Annotated in this window: 16 protein-coding genes; 12 read left to right on the forward strand and 4 right to left on the reverse strand. The window is 64.9% G+C overall.

All coding sequences use genetic code 11. The features are described 5' to 3' along the window. The 3 genes from BB334_RS00245 to BB334_RS00250 all read right to left on the reverse strand — a co-directional run. A partial coding sequence (locus BB334_RS00245) for a Hachiman antiphage defense system protein HamA (RefSeq protein ID WP_198531150.1) occupies positions 1-423 on the reverse strand: 423 nt, incomplete at its 3' end. Positions 424-799: 376 nt separating this feature from the next. Beyond that, positions 800-1,441, reverse strand: a complete 642-nt coding sequence (locus tag BB334_RS18065) for a hypothetical protein (RefSeq protein ID WP_158014327.1) — start codon at positions 1,439-1,441, stop codon at positions 800-802. Positions 1,442-1,873: 432 nt separating this feature from the next. Continuing rightward, positions 1,874-3,013 (reverse strand): hypothetical protein, encoded by a 1,140-nt coding sequence (locus BB334_RS00250; protein ID WP_158014328.1) that lies wholly within the window; start codon positions 3,011-3,013, stop codon positions 1,874-1,876. On the opposite strand from BB334_RS00250, the gene BB334_RS00255 reads away from it, so the two are divergent. Continuing rightward, positions 2,973-4,007 (forward strand): competence protein CoiA family protein, encoded by a 1,035-nt coding sequence (locus BB334_RS00255; protein WP_068803157.1) that lies wholly within the window; start codon positions 2,973-2,975, stop codon positions 4,005-4,007. The two genes, BB334_RS00250 and BB334_RS00255, sit on opposite strands and share 41 nt — an antisense overlap. Here BB334_RS00255 and BB334_RS00260 read toward each other — a convergent pair. Further along, positions 3,942-5,264: an ISL3 family transposase gene (locus BB334_RS00260; RefSeq protein WP_068803159.1), complete on the reverse strand. Its 1,323-nt coding sequence runs from the start codon at positions 5,262-5,264 to the stop codon at positions 3,942-3,944. The two genes, BB334_RS00255 and BB334_RS00260, sit on opposite strands and share 66 nt — an antisense overlap. Positions 5,265-5,631: 367 nt before the next feature. Here BB334_RS00260 and BB334_RS00265 point away from each other — a divergent pair, with 367 nt between their 5' ends. The 11 genes from BB334_RS00265 to nth all read left to right on the forward strand — a co-directional run bounded on the left by BB334_RS00265 (position 5,632) and on the right by nth (position 15,772). Beyond that, the gene (locus BB334_RS00265; RefSeq protein WP_068803162.1) at positions 5,632-6,726 is read left to right on the forward strand and encodes a hypothetical protein; all 1,095 of its coding nucleotides are present in this window, start codon (positions 5,632-5,634) and stop codon (positions 6,724-6,726) included. 490 nt (positions 6,727-7,216) lie between these two features. Beyond that, positions 7,217-8,035, forward strand: a complete 819-nt coding sequence (locus BB334_RS00270) for a pseudouridine synthase (RefSeq protein ID WP_068803164.1) — start codon at positions 7,217-7,219, stop codon at positions 8,033-8,035. 100 nt (positions 8,036-8,135) lie between these two features. Next, complete coding sequence (gene tal, locus BB334_RS00275) at positions 8,136-9,212, forward strand: transaldolase (protein WP_068803167.1); 1,077 nt, start codon at positions 8,136-8,138, stop codon at positions 9,210-9,212. 19 nt (positions 9,213-9,231) lie between these two features. Then, a complete protein-coding gene (locus BB334_RS00280; protein ID WP_068803169.1) occupies positions 9,232-9,780 on the forward strand; it encodes an NUDIX hydrolase in 549 nt (182 codons plus the stop codon). Between the two features lie 93 nt (positions 9,781-9,873). Continuing rightward, positions 9,874-10,458 (forward strand): electron transport complex subunit RsxA, encoded by a 585-nt coding sequence (gene rsxA / locus BB334_RS00285; protein ID WP_068803171.1) that lies wholly within the window; start codon positions 9,874-9,876, stop codon positions 10,456-10,458. 69 nt (positions 10,459-10,527) lie between these two features. Continuing rightward, complete coding sequence (gene rsxB, locus BB334_RS00290; protein ID WP_068803173.1) at positions 10,528-11,079, forward strand: electron transport complex subunit RsxB; 552 nt, start codon at positions 10,528-10,530, stop codon at positions 11,077-11,079. Then, a complete protein-coding gene (gene rsxC, locus BB334_RS00295) occupies positions 11,076-12,746 on the forward strand; it encodes an electron transport complex subunit RsxC (protein WP_068803176.1) in 1,671 nt (556 codons plus the stop codon). The genes rsxB and rsxC overlap by 4 nt, the downstream gene beginning before the upstream one ends. Beyond that, positions 12,743-13,747: an RnfABCDGE type electron transport complex subunit D gene (locus BB334_RS00300; RefSeq protein ID WP_068803178.1), complete on the forward strand. Its 1,005-nt coding sequence runs from the start codon at positions 12,743-12,745 to the stop codon at positions 13,745-13,747. The genes rsxC and BB334_RS00300 overlap by 4 nt, the downstream gene beginning before the upstream one ends. After that, entirely contained in the window at positions 13,744-14,421 is a 678-nt protein-coding gene (rsxG, locus tag BB334_RS00305; protein WP_068803180.1) for an electron transport complex subunit RsxG, read from the forward strand. The genes BB334_RS00300 and rsxG overlap by 4 nt, the downstream gene beginning before the upstream one ends. Beyond that, on the forward strand, positions 14,421-15,128 hold the full coding sequence (rsxE, locus tag BB334_RS00310; RefSeq protein ID WP_068804351.1) for an electron transport complex subunit RsxE: 708 nt from the start codon (positions 14,421-14,423) through the stop codon (positions 15,126-15,128). The genes rsxG and rsxE overlap by 1 nt, the downstream gene beginning before the upstream one ends. An 11-nt stretch (positions 15,129-15,139) precedes the next feature. Beyond that, positions 15,140-15,772: an endonuclease III gene (gene nth / locus BB334_RS00315; protein ID WP_068804353.1), complete on the forward strand. Its 633-nt coding sequence runs from the start codon at positions 15,140-15,142 to the stop codon at positions 15,770-15,772. Positions 15,773-15,789 lie beyond the last annotated feature (17 nt).

Here is a 15,789-nt window from a genome sequence, read left to right on the forward strand (position 1 = left end):
GGAGGTCTTGAGGGCCATCTTGGACCCGATTTGCGCCGCGCCGAGGTGGTGCACGGCTAGCGCGTACGACAGCAACTCGCCGAGTTCACCGTATCTTCCTTGGTTGGCTTGCTCATATTCGATGAGTAGTCGTTTGGCTTCACGGTACAGCCGAGCATGCATGACTGTATTGCCCTTGGTAGTCGAACTGCTACCGGCGGCATTTGCTTGCCGTCGCTTGTTCAACGGGATGGCGTAGTCGACCAGCAAGTCGGTCAACAACTCCGCCAGGGCGTGGAGTTGAGGCTCCTCCGCGTGCATTCTCAGAAATAGCAGGCGGGGCTGCTCAAGCCGCGGGCTGGAATCGACCTCTTTCAGGACGTTGTCGAGACCATCAATTGGGTCGAGCAATTGCGCAAACGGCGCGTGTAGTGCCTCTCCCACTAGCCTTCCCCTTGGATCGTTTTGTTCAGTTATGGCTTATTGCCTTCACTCGGAGCACCACTTGGAACACTGCTGCACAGTCCAGACGGTCCATGCCGATTGAGAGGCAGCCAATTTTGACACTGTTCGAAGAATTTGTTGAGAAGGGATACCTGGTACTGTAGAGCGAGCTACGGTTAGACGACACTCAGCGGAAGTTCATTTCAGCCAATGGCAGCGACCGCTGCCAGCGGTCGTTCGCGGAATGCAGCTTCACCGTCTGCTTCGGCTGAGTTGCTTCCGTTTGCATGCTGACCTGCTAATTCGCCCAAGTTCAGAGGCGAGTGGAGGGGTAGGCCGTTGCCTGAGACCGTGATAAGAGACGTGCATCCGCCGCTCATGGCCAGACGAAAGTATCATGGAGAAAGCTGCCATCACCCGTGATATTCTGGATGTGGACTGAACCAATCTTGATCGAAGGTGGCTTTTTCTTGAGTCTCACGTTCAGTTCAGGCTGAAACCAGTGAATCAGCATGCCCTCAACCGCTGAGAGGAATGCTACTCCATCTTCATATGGCGTCACCCACTCAATGGGGATCTCTTTCTTGCGATCTGAGAGGAGCACGACACAGCAACGGTACAGTCGCTTTCGCTGCCCTTCGTAATCAGGTGCGTGCAGGAGCGTGATTGCCTTGTGGCCAGCAATGAATCGGGATGACTTTGAACTGGTTTGACCAACATACACGAGCCGTTCATCCAGACCTGTACCTACGGTGATGAGGTAGATCGGTAGGCATGCGAGAGGGGGCTGGGCCAATGCACCTTCAGAACGAAAGTATGTGTCGTTCGCTTTCCAGGACTCGCGCAAGCTCTGGGCTGGGAGGTCGACTGTTTCGTGCAGCCCGTGGGCATACTGAAGAACTAGGAAGGAACCAAGCTCAAGGCTAGGGTTATGCCACCCCACCTTGTTCTTGGCAATGCGAAAGCCAAGCGCGTTTTCTGGGCTGGCAAGGGGGCGATATTCGAGAACTGGAGCCAATCGGGTTGCCTGCGATCCAAATAGTTTTTGGCCTCAGGTGATAGTGCCATCAACGGTCACCGGTCGATAGAGGTGGCCACGCATCGCATGTCTGCTTCGCTCTTTTGGGGGAGGGCAGCTCAGAGGCGTCAGTTCCACTTTGCAGGACGGAGAAGCTGTCATTCACCGATGCATGACGCCCGAACGGCAGGTGACCAGCACATTGCTGCCTGACTTCACGCATCAAGCCACCGGCAGCTGAGGCCGAGAACGCGACACATCTCAATCACAGCTGACGCGAAGCCGCCGGCAATCATCACTTCCGACATGCTCCGGGACGCATGGCGTTCACCTCATCCGATTGAATGCCGACGAGACCCGGGGCGAGTTACAGGCTAACGGGACTTTCTCTCAGCGACTCCGAGGCGTCACGCTTAGCGCGGACGTAACTCATCACTCACGGCGAAGCTCAACCGAGCGCAGGTATCGCCCGTTGCGAGTAACGTGATCAAACGAGAAAACGTGTTCGACGGGGGAGTGCTCGCACCGCCCGACCAGCCTGCCCCAAAACTCGAGCCCGCCGGTCTTGACGGTGATTTTGCCTGCACAGATCGGACAAGTCGTCGCGTAGCGAACGGCCTTGATGGACCTATCACCGAATCGCGGCGGCTCGCGCCGCTCCAAGAGGCGATCATCGTCGACGGACTGCATCCACCACGGCGCAACTACGATTTTGCGATCCGCAAGTCTCAGGATGCGCCCTGTCGTACTCCAGAATACGATGCCAAAGACGAACAACGTTGCCGCCGAGCTCCAGACATGCCTGTCGGCACCCGACTTCGAATACAACATCTGAACTAGAACGAGGACGAGGATCAGGGCAAAAATAACGATCGACGAGATCACGGCACCAAGCAGCAGACCGCGCCTCCACCCCTCTAGCCGATAACCACGCCCTAGCACTCGCACGAAAAAGCGCGCGTCCTGTATATCCTCGCAAACGTAACGGACATCTCCAGCCACTCCGAAAGTTTCGGGCTCGACGGCTTCTTTGGCACGCGATTTAGCGTTAGCGGCACCCCACTCGATCCGGTACCGAGTGACTCGCCCGGCGCCCCCTCCCTCAACCTTGTTGAGCAACGGAACAACGTCGGCTCCAACATCGCACAGCGCCTGCCGAACGCCTTCCTCCTTTGTGGGCCACAGTTCAAGCAACTTGTTCCACTGCCGACGAACGTCGTCCGATACCCGATCCTTGTCTGTGCAATCGGACCATCCGTGCCGCCTGAGACGACCTATCTCAAGCGCAACATCCATCGCGGAAAAACCGTCGGTGGCTTGCTCCGGATCAGCAACCGAAAGCCGGCAGATCGCGCGCAGCACCTGCACATCGAGCCGATTACTCTCCTTCCAGCCTGAAGAAAGTTTCTCTAACAGTTCAGCGAGTTGCGAAGCGTTCAACCCCGTTTGAACCCCGTTTTGCTCCTGTTCGCCATGCGAACGATCGGAAAAATGGACCCCGGCAGTACCCATACGAATAGGAGTAAGACAAATGGAAAGGCTCAGTTTGCTGCAGTCATTCGCAATGGACAAGAACGGGCGCATCCGTTCGATCGATGAGGTCAACCGCGGCTTGGCATGCGAGTGCGTCTGTCCCTGCTGTGAAGAACCGGTCCTTGCCCGTCAGGGGGACGTTCGAGAGTGGCACTTTGCCCACGCATCCGGGTCCGAGTGCGACGGCGGGGCAGAGGGAGCACTGCACGCCGCCGCTAAACAGCTGCTGCTCGAAAGTGGCGGCATGGCGATTCCAGAAAGGCGAGTCACCGCATCAGCATCGCTCCCCGATGGGCGACATGCGGCAGCCGAAGCTGCGCGCCCTGAAGCCTGGATCGATTTCGCCACGATAGAGGCCGAAAGGAAGATCGGCGAGTTGCGACCCGACATCATCGCCACGGTCGGCACCGAGGTCATCTTCATCGAAGTAGCCGTCACCCACTTCATCGACCGGGAGAAAGCAACGAAGATTGAATCGCTCGGCTTCCCGACGCTCGAAATAGACATCGCAAAGCTCCACCGCGAAAAGTGGTCCTGGGAGGAGTTATTTGGCGTCGTCGTTGAAGGCGTCACGGCGAAACGCTGGATTAGCCCCATGTCGGGCAAGGCACTCCACGACGAGGCGCACTCCGCCGCGATTCAAGCAGCTTTTGCCTTGCCGGCTGTACCCCTACCGCACACGCCCCCTCAAAAGCCACCGCGAACTCGCTTCATGGTCGGAGGGCGGATCGTCGATCTCATCGAACTACCATTCGGTATCGCCCTATGGAACAGCTTCGATCCGTCCGTCAATGCGGTCACCAAGTCACTCATGCAGCGCGTAGGCGGACGGTGGCAACCTCGTTTCAAAAATTGGCTAGCGCCAATTGAAGCGAAGGACTACGTGCTCAGCGAGTTGACCAAACTCTCAAGCGCGCCACCCACCCGCAGGGGTGGCTCTATGCCGTTTCCAGTGGAAATTGACTTCTCAACAAACATGACGGTAGCGCCCGTAGTCGCGGGCGACGGCCGGCACCAGGGGGTTCTGCGGTAGATGCTTGAGCTTGGACATGCGCAGGTAGGCCATGGCGATGAAGTTCTCGATGTTGCGGAAGCCTCGGGCGGCGGTCTTCGTCTGTTGGAGCAGGCCGTTCATCGCTTCGACGTAGGCGTTGCTGCGTCCGTCGAGCATGCCGCGCACGACGCCGCCGAGGTGCGCCTTCAGGGTGAGGGCCAGCCGCTTGAAGGGCTCGAGGCGGCTGCGGCGCGCCCAGCTCAGCCATTTGTTCATGGCACCTTGTGCGATCTCCTCGCTGTTGCTCGCGGCTGCATCGCGATAGACCAGCCGCAGTGCCTGCTTCAGGCGCCAGGCGCGCGCGCTCTTCAGATTCGAGCGTTGCAGCCAGTGCATCGCCTCGAACTGGGCACGGGTCCAGCTCACCGGGTTCTTGCGCATCCCCCACAGCAGCTGACGCAGCGTCTTCTTGCTCTGTGCGCCGACCGCTTCGCGCACCGCTGCCGCCGAGCTACGCACCTCTTCGCGACGCACCTCGTCCATCGCCGCGTTGGCCAGCGCCACGACATGAAAGCGGTCGTAGCTGATCCGGGCATGGGGCAGCGACTGGCCGATTCCCTTGGCGTAGGCCGCGCTCATGTCGATACAGGCGTGCTCAATGGCCAGCGGATCGCCGCCGTGCGCACGCATGTCCTGGGCAAAGGCCTGCAACGTGCCGTGATCGCGGCCGGGAGTGGCAAACAGCAGGCGCTTGGCTTCAAGGTCATGCACGACGGTGATGTACGCGTGCCCGCGCTTGACGCTGGTCTCGTCGATGCCAACGTAACGGACGCCCGACATGTCGTCCTTGGCGCGGGCCACCTCGACGTAATGGCGCACGCGGCGCCACAGGCGCTTCGGGGCAACCCGCAACTGGTTGGCTGCCTGGCGCACCGGCATCTCTTGGCACAGCGACAGGCTCAGCGCCTCGAACAGCAGGGTAAAGCCGCTCCCCTCACGCGCCCACGGCACCGGCAGCTGCGTGGTCTTGCCGCAGCCGTTGCACTGCACGCGCGGGATCTCGGCATGCAGCCACGCTTCGAACTGAAAGAAATCCAGGTGACGCCAGCTGCGCCGCACCCGATCGTGGATCAGCTGGTGCTCGGCCCCACACGCCGGACACGTTGCACGGCCGCCGGTGTGCTCGACCTCGAAGTCGATCCGCCGCTTGGCTATGTTGAGCTCGACCTTGGCGACGTGCCAGGGCGGCTGCAGGCCAAGTGCGGTGGTGAAGAGGGCTTCGATCTGGGTGTTCATCGGGCGCAAGGTCGGCGTCAGGTTCGGGCGGTTGTACCACCGATCGTCATGTTTGTTGAGAAGTCAATTTCCACTGGAAACGGCACAGAGCCGCAGGGGTTAATCGCGAAAAGCCCGGCGAGGTCGCCCGTTCCCTACTCGAAATCGGCGGGGTTGAAATCGACGACTTCCCGCCGGGCGAAACCAACGAGCAAACGACTGGCACAGAACTATGCCCATGAGCTATCGTTACGCAGACGTTGTTGCCCTTCAATGATAATCCCCTCCCTTCCCATCCCGTCATTCGTCACTCACCCTCACCCCTTTGGACTACCCCGTTCAAAGCTGCCGGCAACTTGCACAAAACAAATGGAAGCTAGCACTCCTCATGCCCGCGCCGAACCGGATAGATCTCGCCCACCACTACTTCGTAAACGACCTTCCGGGCAGCACCATCCCCGCGAGCCGTTTGTGCGACGTCCTCGACAAACTTCAGGAGGGTCGTCCGCTCACTGCGAACGGACTGAACTACCTGCGGCAACTGGGCCTCGCTGCCCTTGGGCAACTCGCCCGAGGAGAGATCGCGTATGAAACGTTTCGGCCACTCGCTAAAACGGAACAGGCCAAGCGCGAACAGACGGCCGAAGCCGAGCGGCACGCCAAACACGAATCCATGCTGGCCAAGGCCGCCGAACAGAAGGCACGCGAAGCCGAGTATTGGGCACAACAGGAAGCAGCCCGTCTGGCGCGGGAGAGTGATCCCAAATACATCGCAAAGATGAAGAACCGGGCACTCCGAGACCGCTACGGCATCGACATCTTCATCGAGCAAGCCCATTTTCCTCGGCTGATGAATATCCTTCGTCGCTTCGATGATGGCAACCGCCTGTCAGACGATGATGTGCTATGGCTGACGACTGAGGGCCAGGGTTATTACAGCGATCTTCTCCAAGCAGCCTTCCACGAACGCGAGGGCGAGTTCTACGCCAGCGAGTACCGGCGGACATCCGACCCGTGGAACGCAGTCAACGCAAGCGGGCACTTCCGCAAGTGCAAGCAGGCCCGAAAAGCCGACGATCTGCTCACTTCGATCCCTTCAGAGCGACAGAAACCGCCGAAGTTGAGGTCGGCGATTGCCACGACCCACGGAGGAGTCATGCGCGATCTGAAACGCCTAGACGATGCGTTGAGCCTCGGCAATCAGGCCCATGCACTCACGCCGAACGACTTCCGCCCCTGCACCCTACTCGGTGCCGTCAACTTCGAACTCGGGCACTACGACATAGCCCGCGACTGGTACACCAAAGCGATCGAGCGCGGGGCAACCGAGCGCACAATCGACTACGATCTACGCGGCATCTTCCTTCGCGCAGATCCGGCAAGGCGCGAAGAAATCAAGGCATTCCTGCTACGCGAGGACCCAGTCCGTTACCGTTGGGTCAACAACCTGCAGGGCAAGATGCCACGCTCGACGGGAGAATGAGTGCCCTAGTTGTTAGTCGTTCAGACGTCGCAAGCGGTGGCCGCTAGGTCTACGCCGTACCGCAGCCTCTCATCTGACGGGGCGTGGCCGGCCGTAATGGCCGAGTAGGAGCCCCACATCATCGCGACGTCAGAGGTGAAGCCAAGAGCGAAAGTCCAACCGATGAAGCATGTCCCTCGCGGTCGTTGCGTGTGCCATCGGAGTTTGGAATCACGGCACGCGGTGTTACGAATATATTGCCACTCGCGTTCTATTGAAGGCCTAACGGGGGTCCTGCGTTACGATAATTTCGAAGATAATCCGGAAAAGTGGGGTCGCAGAAGCCGCATGAATGCTGGGTTGCCTGTTACGAATATATTGTGCAGAAACAGCGGACGCCCGTCGTCCGCCGGCCTGAAAGCGACCGCCCCGGCGGTCGCTTTTTTTGCGCCCGCCGACGGCGGGCGCGGGCGGATACAATGCCGCCGTTCCCCATCGCCGCCCGGCCCGCATGCTCGAGATCCTGTATCGCGACGACTGCCTGATCGCCATCCACAAGCCCGCCGGCCTGCTCGTGCATCGCAGTCCGATCGCCGCCCGCGAGGAGCGCTTCGCCGTCCAGCTGCTGCGCGACCAGATCGGCCGCCGCGTTCATCCGGCGCACCGGCTCGATCGCGGCACCTCGGGGGTGCTGCTGTTCGCCCTCGATCGCGATACCGCAGCCAGCCTCGGCGCGCTGTTCGAGACCCGCCGGGTGAAAAAGCGCTACCTCGCGATCGTGCGCGGCCATCCCGCGAGCGAGGGGACGATCGACCATCCGCTGGTGCGCCCCGTCGACCCCGCCGCCCGTCCGCGGCACGCCCCGCGGCGGCCGCGTGCGAGCGTGGCGGAGGAGGACGAGGATCCCGAACTGATCGCCGAAACGGAACAGGGCGCAGCCCCCGCCGCGCAGTCCGCGCTGACCCGCTTCCGCCGGCTCGCCATCGCCGAGCTGCCATACCGCGTAGACCGCTACCCGAGTAGCCGCTATGCGCTGCTCGAACTCGAACCCGAGACCGGTCGCCGCCACCAGATCCGCCGCCACCTCAAGCACCTCTCGCACCCGATCATCGGCGACGCGACCTATGGCAAGGGTCGCCACAACCGTCTGTTCCAAACCCTGTTCGCCAGTCAGCGCCTGCTGCTGGCATGTACCCGGCTCGCGTTCGTCCACCCGGTCAGCGGCGAGCCGCTGGGCATCGACGCACCGCCCGCGGCGGATTTCATCGCGGTGACGCGCGCTCTCGGCTGGGCCGATGAGACCGCGACGGGGATCACGACGGCTGCATGAGGCGCGCGGCCGCTGCGCCGGCACGCAAAAATGCTCAAAAGCCGTGCGTTTCCGGGCACAATCCCTGCTCCGCTCCACAACCCGCCCGGCCCGCACCACGATGAATCCGCTGCTCGAAGTCCACCAGCACGGCCAGCAGATCTGGCTCGACAACCTCTCCCGCACCCTGCTCAACGACGGCCATCTCGCCCGCTTCATCGCCGACGACGGCGTCGCCGGTGTGACCACCAACCCGGCGATCTTCCATAAGGCGATCGCCGACGGCCGCTACTACGAGGACGACCTCGCCGCGCTCAAGCGCGAACCGCTCGACGCCGAGGCGCGCTACGAGGCCTTGGTGATCCCCGACGTGCAGCGCGCCTGCGAGCTGCTTGCCCCGCTTCACGCGGAAAGTGGCGGCCGCGCCGGTTACGTCAGCCTTGAGGTATCGCCGGCGCTGGCCCATGACGCCGACGCTACGGTCACCGCCGGCCTGCGCCTGAAGGCCGCCGTGGGCAGGCCCAACGTGCTGATCAAGGTCCCGGCGACCGCCGCGGGCCTGATCGCGATCGAGCGCCTGATCGGCGCCGGCGTCAGCGTCAACGTCACCCTGATGTTCTCGCTCGCGCATGTCGACGCCGTGGCCGCTGCCTATGTCCGCGGCCTCGAGCGCCTGCGGTCGGCCGACGGCGAAGCCGTCGCGGTGATGTCCGTGGCGAGCCTGTTCCTGTCGCGGGTCGACACCCTGGTCGACAAGCACCTCGAGCAGCTCGGCGGCGACGCCCTCGCGCTGCGCGGACGCAGCGCGGTCGCCACCGCCAAGCTCGCCTACCAGCGCTATCTCGAGCGCTTCCACGGCCCCGCCTTCGACGCCCTGCGCGCCGCCGGCGCGCGGCCGCAGTACATGCTGTGGGCGAGCACCGGCACCAAGAATCCGGCCTATAGCGACCTGCTCTACGTCGAGCCGCTGATCGGCGCCGAGACGGTCAACACCCTTCCCGACGCCACCCTCGCGGCACTGCGTGACCATGGCCAGGTCGACGACACCCTGGGGCGCGATGTCGATGCGGCACGGGCGCATTACGCCGCGCTCGCCGCCCTCGGCATCGACCTCGACGTCGTCGGCGAGCGTCTGCAGCAGGAAGGGCTGGCGCAGTTCGAGCAGGCCTTCGCCGCATTGCTCGAACTCACCGCCTGAGCCCGCTGTCCATCGCCGCATGAACTACTGCTCGAACTGCGCCAGCCCGCTCGAGTTCCGGATTCCAGCCGGCGACTCCCTGCCTCGCCACGTCTGCCCCGCGTGCGGCACCATCCACTACCAGAATCCCAAGCTGGTGGTGGGTGCGCTTGCCGAGTGGGAAGACCGCATCCTGCTGTGCCGGCGTGCGATCGAGCCGCGCCACGGGATGTGGACCCTGCCGGCCGGCTTCATGGAGAACGCGGAGAGCACCGCCGACGCGGCGGCACGCGAAACGGCCGAGGAGGCCTGCGCGCGCATCGAGCTAGGCGAGATGTACACGCTGATCGACGTGCCGCACATCAGCCAGGTGCACATCATCTACCGCGCACGCCTGCTCGACCTCGACTTCCGCCCGGGCGAGGAGTCGCTCGAGGTGGCCCTGTTCGACGAGGCGAGCATCCCGTGGGAGCAGATCGCCTTCCGCACCATCGCGATCACCCTTCGCCACTTCTTCGAGGACCGCCGGCGCGGCAACTGGCCCTTCCGCCGCGAGAGCCTGCCGCCACCCGACACCCCGTTGCGCTGAGCGGCTCCCGGCCGCGAGCCCCCAAAGCACGGCAAGCTTGAGCAATGTTGCAGTGCGGGGGATAATTCACGCACTACTCCCGGCCTGCGCAAAATGAGCAGCTATATCTTCATCGTCATCGGCGCGGTTCTCGTCAACAACGTCGTCTTCGTCCGCATCCTCGGCCTCTGCCCCTTCATGGGCGTATCCAAGAAGCTCGAGACCGCGGTCGGCATGGGCGCGGCGACGACCTTCGTGCTGACGCTCGGCGCGGGCACCAGCTACCTGATCGACCACTACCTGCTGCAGCCCTTCGATCTCGCCTATCTGCGTACGCTGTCCTTCATCGTCGTCATCGCCGCGATCGTCCAGCTGACCGAACTGGTGATCCAGAAGACCAGCCCGCTACTGCACCAGGTGCTCGGGATCTACCTGCCCCTGATCACCACCAACTGCGCGGTGCTCGGGGTGCCGCTGCTCAACGTGGGCATGCAGCACGACCTGCTCGAATCCTTGCTGTTCGGCTTCGGCTCCTCGGTGGGCTTCACCATGGCGCTGATCGTGTTCGCCGGCATCCGCGAGCGGCTCGACGGTGCCGACGTTCCGGCGCCGTTCAAGGGCACTGCGATCGCGATGATCACCGCCGGCTTCATGAGCCTGGCCTTCATGGGCTTCGCCGGCCTCGATCGCTTCAACTGAGCCCCCGGCAGGCTGCGCCCCCGATCAACCCTGGCCCAAGTGCCGCGCCCTTCAGGCAGAACCCCACCGATGCTCACCGCCCTTATCGTCATGACCGGCATCGCCATCGTGCTCGGCGCAGCGCTCGGCTATGCCGCGATCCGCTTCAAGGTGGAAGGGGATCCCCTGGTCGAGAAGATCGACGCGATCCTGCCCCAGACCCAGTGCGGCCAGTGCGGCTTTCCCGGCTGCAAGCCCTACGCCGAGGCGATCGCCAACGGCGACGCCGACATCAACCAGTGCCCGCCGGGCGGCGAGGAGGGCATCCGCAAGCTCGCCGACCTGCTCGGACGCGAGTTCAAGCCGCTGTCCGAGGAGCACGGCGTCGAGAAGCCGAAGTCGGTGGCCCATATCGACGAGCGGACCTGCATCGGCTGCACGCTGTGCATCCAGGCCTGCCCGGTGGACGCGATCGTCGGCGCGGCCAAGCAGATGCACACCGTGGTCGAGCCCCTGTGCACCGGCTGTGAGCTGTGCGTCGCCCCCTGCCCGGTCGATTGCATCGCCATGGTGCCGGTAACCGACACGGTGCAGACCTGGAAGTGGAAGTATCCGGTGACCGAAATCAGGAGGGTGGCATGAGCGCGCGCCTGTTCCAGTTCCACGGCGGCATCAAGGCAAACGGTCACAAGCGCGAGTCCTCCGAGTCGCCGATCCAGCAGGCGCCGCTGCCCCGTCGGCTGGTCGTCCCGCTGCGCCAGAGCACCCGCGCCACGGCGCGCTGCATCGTCGAGCCGGGTGAGAAGGTGCTCAAGGGTCAGCGCATCGGCGAGCCGGAGGGTTTCCTCGGCACCGCGGTGCACGCGCCGACCTCGGGCACGGTGGTCGAGTTCGGCCGCCATGTGATGGCCCACCCCTCCGGCCTCGAGACGCGCTGCGTGGTGATCGAGCCCGACGGCGCGGACCGCTGGATCGAGCGCAAGCCCTTCGATCTGCGTCACGCGACCCGTGCCGACGCCCTCGGCTGGCTGCGCGATTGCGGCATCGTCGGCCTCGGCGGCGCGACCTTCCCGAGCCACGTCAAACTCGGCACCGGCAGCGGCGTCGACACCCTGATCCTCAACGGCGCCGAGTGCGAACCCTGGATCACCTGCGACGACCGCCTGATGCGCGAGCGCGCCGCCGACATCCTGGCCGGTGCGGGCATCCTGCGCGAACTCATCGGCGCCCGCCGCCTGATGGTCGGCATCGAGGACAACAAGCCGGAAGCGATCGAAGCGATGCGCCCGGCTGCGGGAGCTCTAGGCGGCAACATCGAGGTCATCGCGATCCCGGCGATCTATCCGGCCGGCGGTGAAAAGCAGCTGATCCGGGTGCTGACCGGCATCGAGATCCCCTATGGCAAGCTCGGCGGCGATTTCGGCGTGCAGTGCTTCAACGTCGGCACCGCCCATGCGGTGTACCGCGCCTTCGACCATGGCGAACCCCTGGTGTCGCGCGTGCTGACCCTCACCGGCAACGTCGAACGCCCGGGGAACTGGGAGGTCCTGATCGGCACGCCGGTCGACGAGCTGCTCCCGCTCGCCGGCCCGAAGCCCGATACCGACCGTTACGTGATGGGCGGACCGATGATGGGCTTCGCCCTGCCGCGCCTCGACGTGCCGGTGGTGAAGGGCTCGAACTGCGTCATCTCCGCTTCCCCCGCCCTCTTCCCGCCCGCCCCGCCGGAGCAGAACTGCATCCGCTGCGGCGAATGCGCGCGTGCCTGCCCGGCCGAGCTCCAGCCCTTCGAGCTCTACTGGTTCAGCCGCGCGAAGAACTTCGGAAAGGCGCAGGAGTACCATCTGTTCGACTGCATCGAATGCGGCTGCTGCGCCTACGTCTGTCCGTCGCACATCCCGCTGGTCGATTACTACCGCTTCGCCAAGAGCGAGATCTGGGCGCGCGAGCGGGAAAAAACCGCAGCCGACCTCGCGCGCGAGCGCTTCGAGTTCCGCAACTACCGGCAGGAACGGGAGAAGGAGGAAAAGGCCGCCAAGCTCGCCGCCAAGGCGGCCGCGACGCGCGCCAAGCTCGACGCCGAGGGCGCGGGCGCCGAACCCGCGCCCGCCGGGGAAGACCCCAAGAAGGCGCTGATCGCAGCCGCGCTCGCCCGTGCCAAGGCGCAGCAGGCGGCCACCGCGCCGAAGAACACCGACAACCTGAGTCCCGCAACCCAGGCCGAGATCGACGCGATCGAAGCCCGCCGCCAGGCTACGCAGCAGGCGCCGGCCGGCGCGGACGCGACTCCCGGGACCGACGCCAGATGATCCATTCTCCCTATATCCGCAGGAACGCCAGCGTCCAGCGCGTGATGTTCCTCGTCCTGCTCGCGCTGGTGCCTGGCATCGCCGCCTATGCGTGGCAGTTCGGCGCGGCCATCCTGGTGCAGCTCGCGCTCGCCACCATCACGGCGCTGGCGGCCGAAGCCCTCGTGATGCGCTTGCGCAAGCGGCCGCTGCAGCCGACCCTGGGCGACCTGTCGGCGGTGGTCACCGCCTGGCTGGTGGTACTCAGCTTCCCGCCGCTCGCCCCCTGGTGGCTGACGGTGTTCGCTGTGCTGGTGGCGATCCTCGTCGCCAAGCACCTGTACGGCGGACTCGGCCAGAATCCCTTCAACCCGGCGATGATCGCCTTCTGCACGATGATCGTCGCCTACCCCTCGCTGATGTCGCAGTGGCCGATGCCCGGCGCCGATGGTTTCGCGGCCCAGCTCGCGCTGATCCTCGGCGGCGCGCGCGAACTCGACGGCGTGACCGGCGCCACCGCGCTCGACGCCCTGCGCAGCGGCATGCGCGCCGGTGGTGCGGCCGACGCGGTACTGCAGCAGGGCACGGAGTTCGGCGTCGCCGGCGGCCGTGGCTGGGAATGGATCGCCCTCGGCTACCTCGCCGGCGGCCTCTTCCTGCTCGCCACCCGGGTCATCACCTGGCACATGCCGGTGCTGTTCATCGCCGCGTTGCTCGCGATCTCGGGGGTGTTCTGGATCGCCGATCCGGCCACCCACGCCAGCCCGCTGTTCCACCTCGCCAGCGGCGGCAGCATGCTCGCCGCCTTTTTCATCCTCACCGACCCGGTGTCGGGCGCCACCACGCCGCGCGGCAAACTGTTGTTCGCGATCGGCGTGGCGCTCATCGCCTGGCTCATCCGCAGTTTCGGCGCCTACCCTGACGGCATCGCCTTCGGCGTGCTGCTGATGAACATGTGCGTGCCGCTGATCGACATGAAGACGCAGCCCACCGTGTTCGGCCACCGCGGAGGCTCGCGATGAGCGACACCCGCTACACGACCTTCCGCACCTCGCTGCGCACGGCGGCGATCATGGTGCTGTTCAGCCTGGTCTTCACCTCGATGATGGCCTTCACCTACCGTGCTACACGGCCGGCGATCCAAGCGTCGGAGCTTGAGGAGCAGATGCGGCTGATCGACGAGGTTCTGCCCCGCGACGACTACGACAACGCGCTTCTCGAGGACTTCGTCCTGCTCGGCCGCACGCCGGCGCTCGGCATCGACGGCGGCCGCGTGTGGCGTGCGCGCATGGAGGGCGAGCCGGTCGCGCTGGTCATCGAGGCGGTGGCGCCCAACGGCTATGGCGGACGGATCGCGCTGGTGAACGCGGTGCGCGACGACGGCCGTGTTTCCGGCGTGCGCGTCACCAGCCATCGTGAGACGCCGGGCCTCGGCGACTACATCGATCCCAAGAAGGACCGCAACAAGATCGCCCCCTGGATCGGCCAGTTCGCCGGTATTTCCTGGGTCGACACCGACCCGGCGCGCTGGGCGGTACGCAAGGACGGCGGCAGCTTCGACGCCCGCACCGGCGCGACCATCAGCGCGCGCGCGGTGGTGGGCGCGGTCGGCCGCGCCACCGCATGGGCGGCCGCCCACCGCCAGGCGCTTTTCGCCGCGCCCGCGGGCAGCACCCTGCAGGGAGAGACGCAATGATGACCCGACAGCAATTCCGCGACGTCGCTTGGGGCGGCCTGTGGAAGCAGAATCCCGGCCTCGCCCAGCTGCTCGGCCTGTGCCCGATCCTCGCCGTCAGCACCAGCGTGGTGAACGCGGTCAGCCTCGGGCTGGCCACCGTGCTGGTGATGGCGGTGGCCAACCTCGCGGTCGCCAGCCTGCGCAACTTCATCCCCTACGAGATCCGCATCCCGGTCTTCATCCTCATCATCGCGGCGCTGGTCACGATGGTGGACCTCGCCTTCAACGCCTACATGCACTCGCTCTACCTGGTGCTCGGCATCTTCATCCCGCTGATCGTCACCAACTGCATCGTGCTCGCGCGCGTCGAGGCCTATGCGGCGAAGAACGGTCCGCTCGCGTCCACGGTCGACGGCCTCATGATGGGAATCGGCCTGGTGTGGGTCCTCGCCCTGCTCGGCGGCGTGCGCGAGCTGATCGGCGCCGGCACGCTGCTCTCGGGCATCGACATGATCATCCCGGGCGCCGAAGCGCTGAACGTATTCGGCGAGGACTATCCGGGCTTCCTGCTCGCCATCCTGCCGCCGGGCGCCTTCTTCGCGCTCGGCTGCCTGATCGCCGCCTACAACGCGATCAACGCCCGGCTGGCCGCGCGCGCGCGTCGCGAGCCGCCGCCCGCAGCGCCCGATCAGGAGGCCGGCGAGACCGCAGCCGCCGCCAGCTGACGATGGCGAAGATGAGGCTCGAGGCGATCCGGGAAGTCTTTCGCCGCCTCCACGAGGCCAATCCCGCGCCGCAGACCGAGCTCGAATACGCCTCGCCCTACCAGCTGCTGGTGGCGGTGGTGCTGTCGGCGCAGGCCACCGACCGCAGCGTCAACCTCGCCACCCGCAAGCTGTTCGCGGATGCGCCCACGCCGGAGGCGATGGTGTCGCTCGGCGAGGAAGGCATCGCCGAGCGCATCAAGACGATCGGCCTGTTCCGCAACAAGGCGAAGAACACCCTGGCGCTGTCGCGTCTGCTGCTCGAGCGTCATGGCGGCGAGGTGCCGGCCGAGCGCGCCGCCCTCGAGGCCCTGCCCGGCGTCGGCCGCAAGACCGCCAACGTCGTTCTCAACACGGTCTTCCGCCAGCCGGTGATGGCGGTAGACACCCACATCTTCCGCGTCGCCAACCGCACCGGTCTGGCCCCCGGCAAGGACGTGCTCGAGGTCGAGCACGCCCTGCTGCGGCGGGTGCCGAAGGAGTACCTGCTCGACGCCCATCACTGGCTGATCCTGCACGGGCGCTACGTGTGCACCGCGCGCCGGCCGCGCTGCGGCGAATGCACGGTGCGCGATCTATGCCTGTATCGCGACAAGACGGCCTGAGCCCGAAACCCCAACCA

It is taken from the genome of Thauera phenolivorans (assembly GCF_001696715.1).
Classification (GTDB): domain Bacteria; phylum Pseudomonadota; class Gammaproteobacteria; order Burkholderiales; family Rhodocyclaceae; genus Thauera; species Thauera phenolivorans.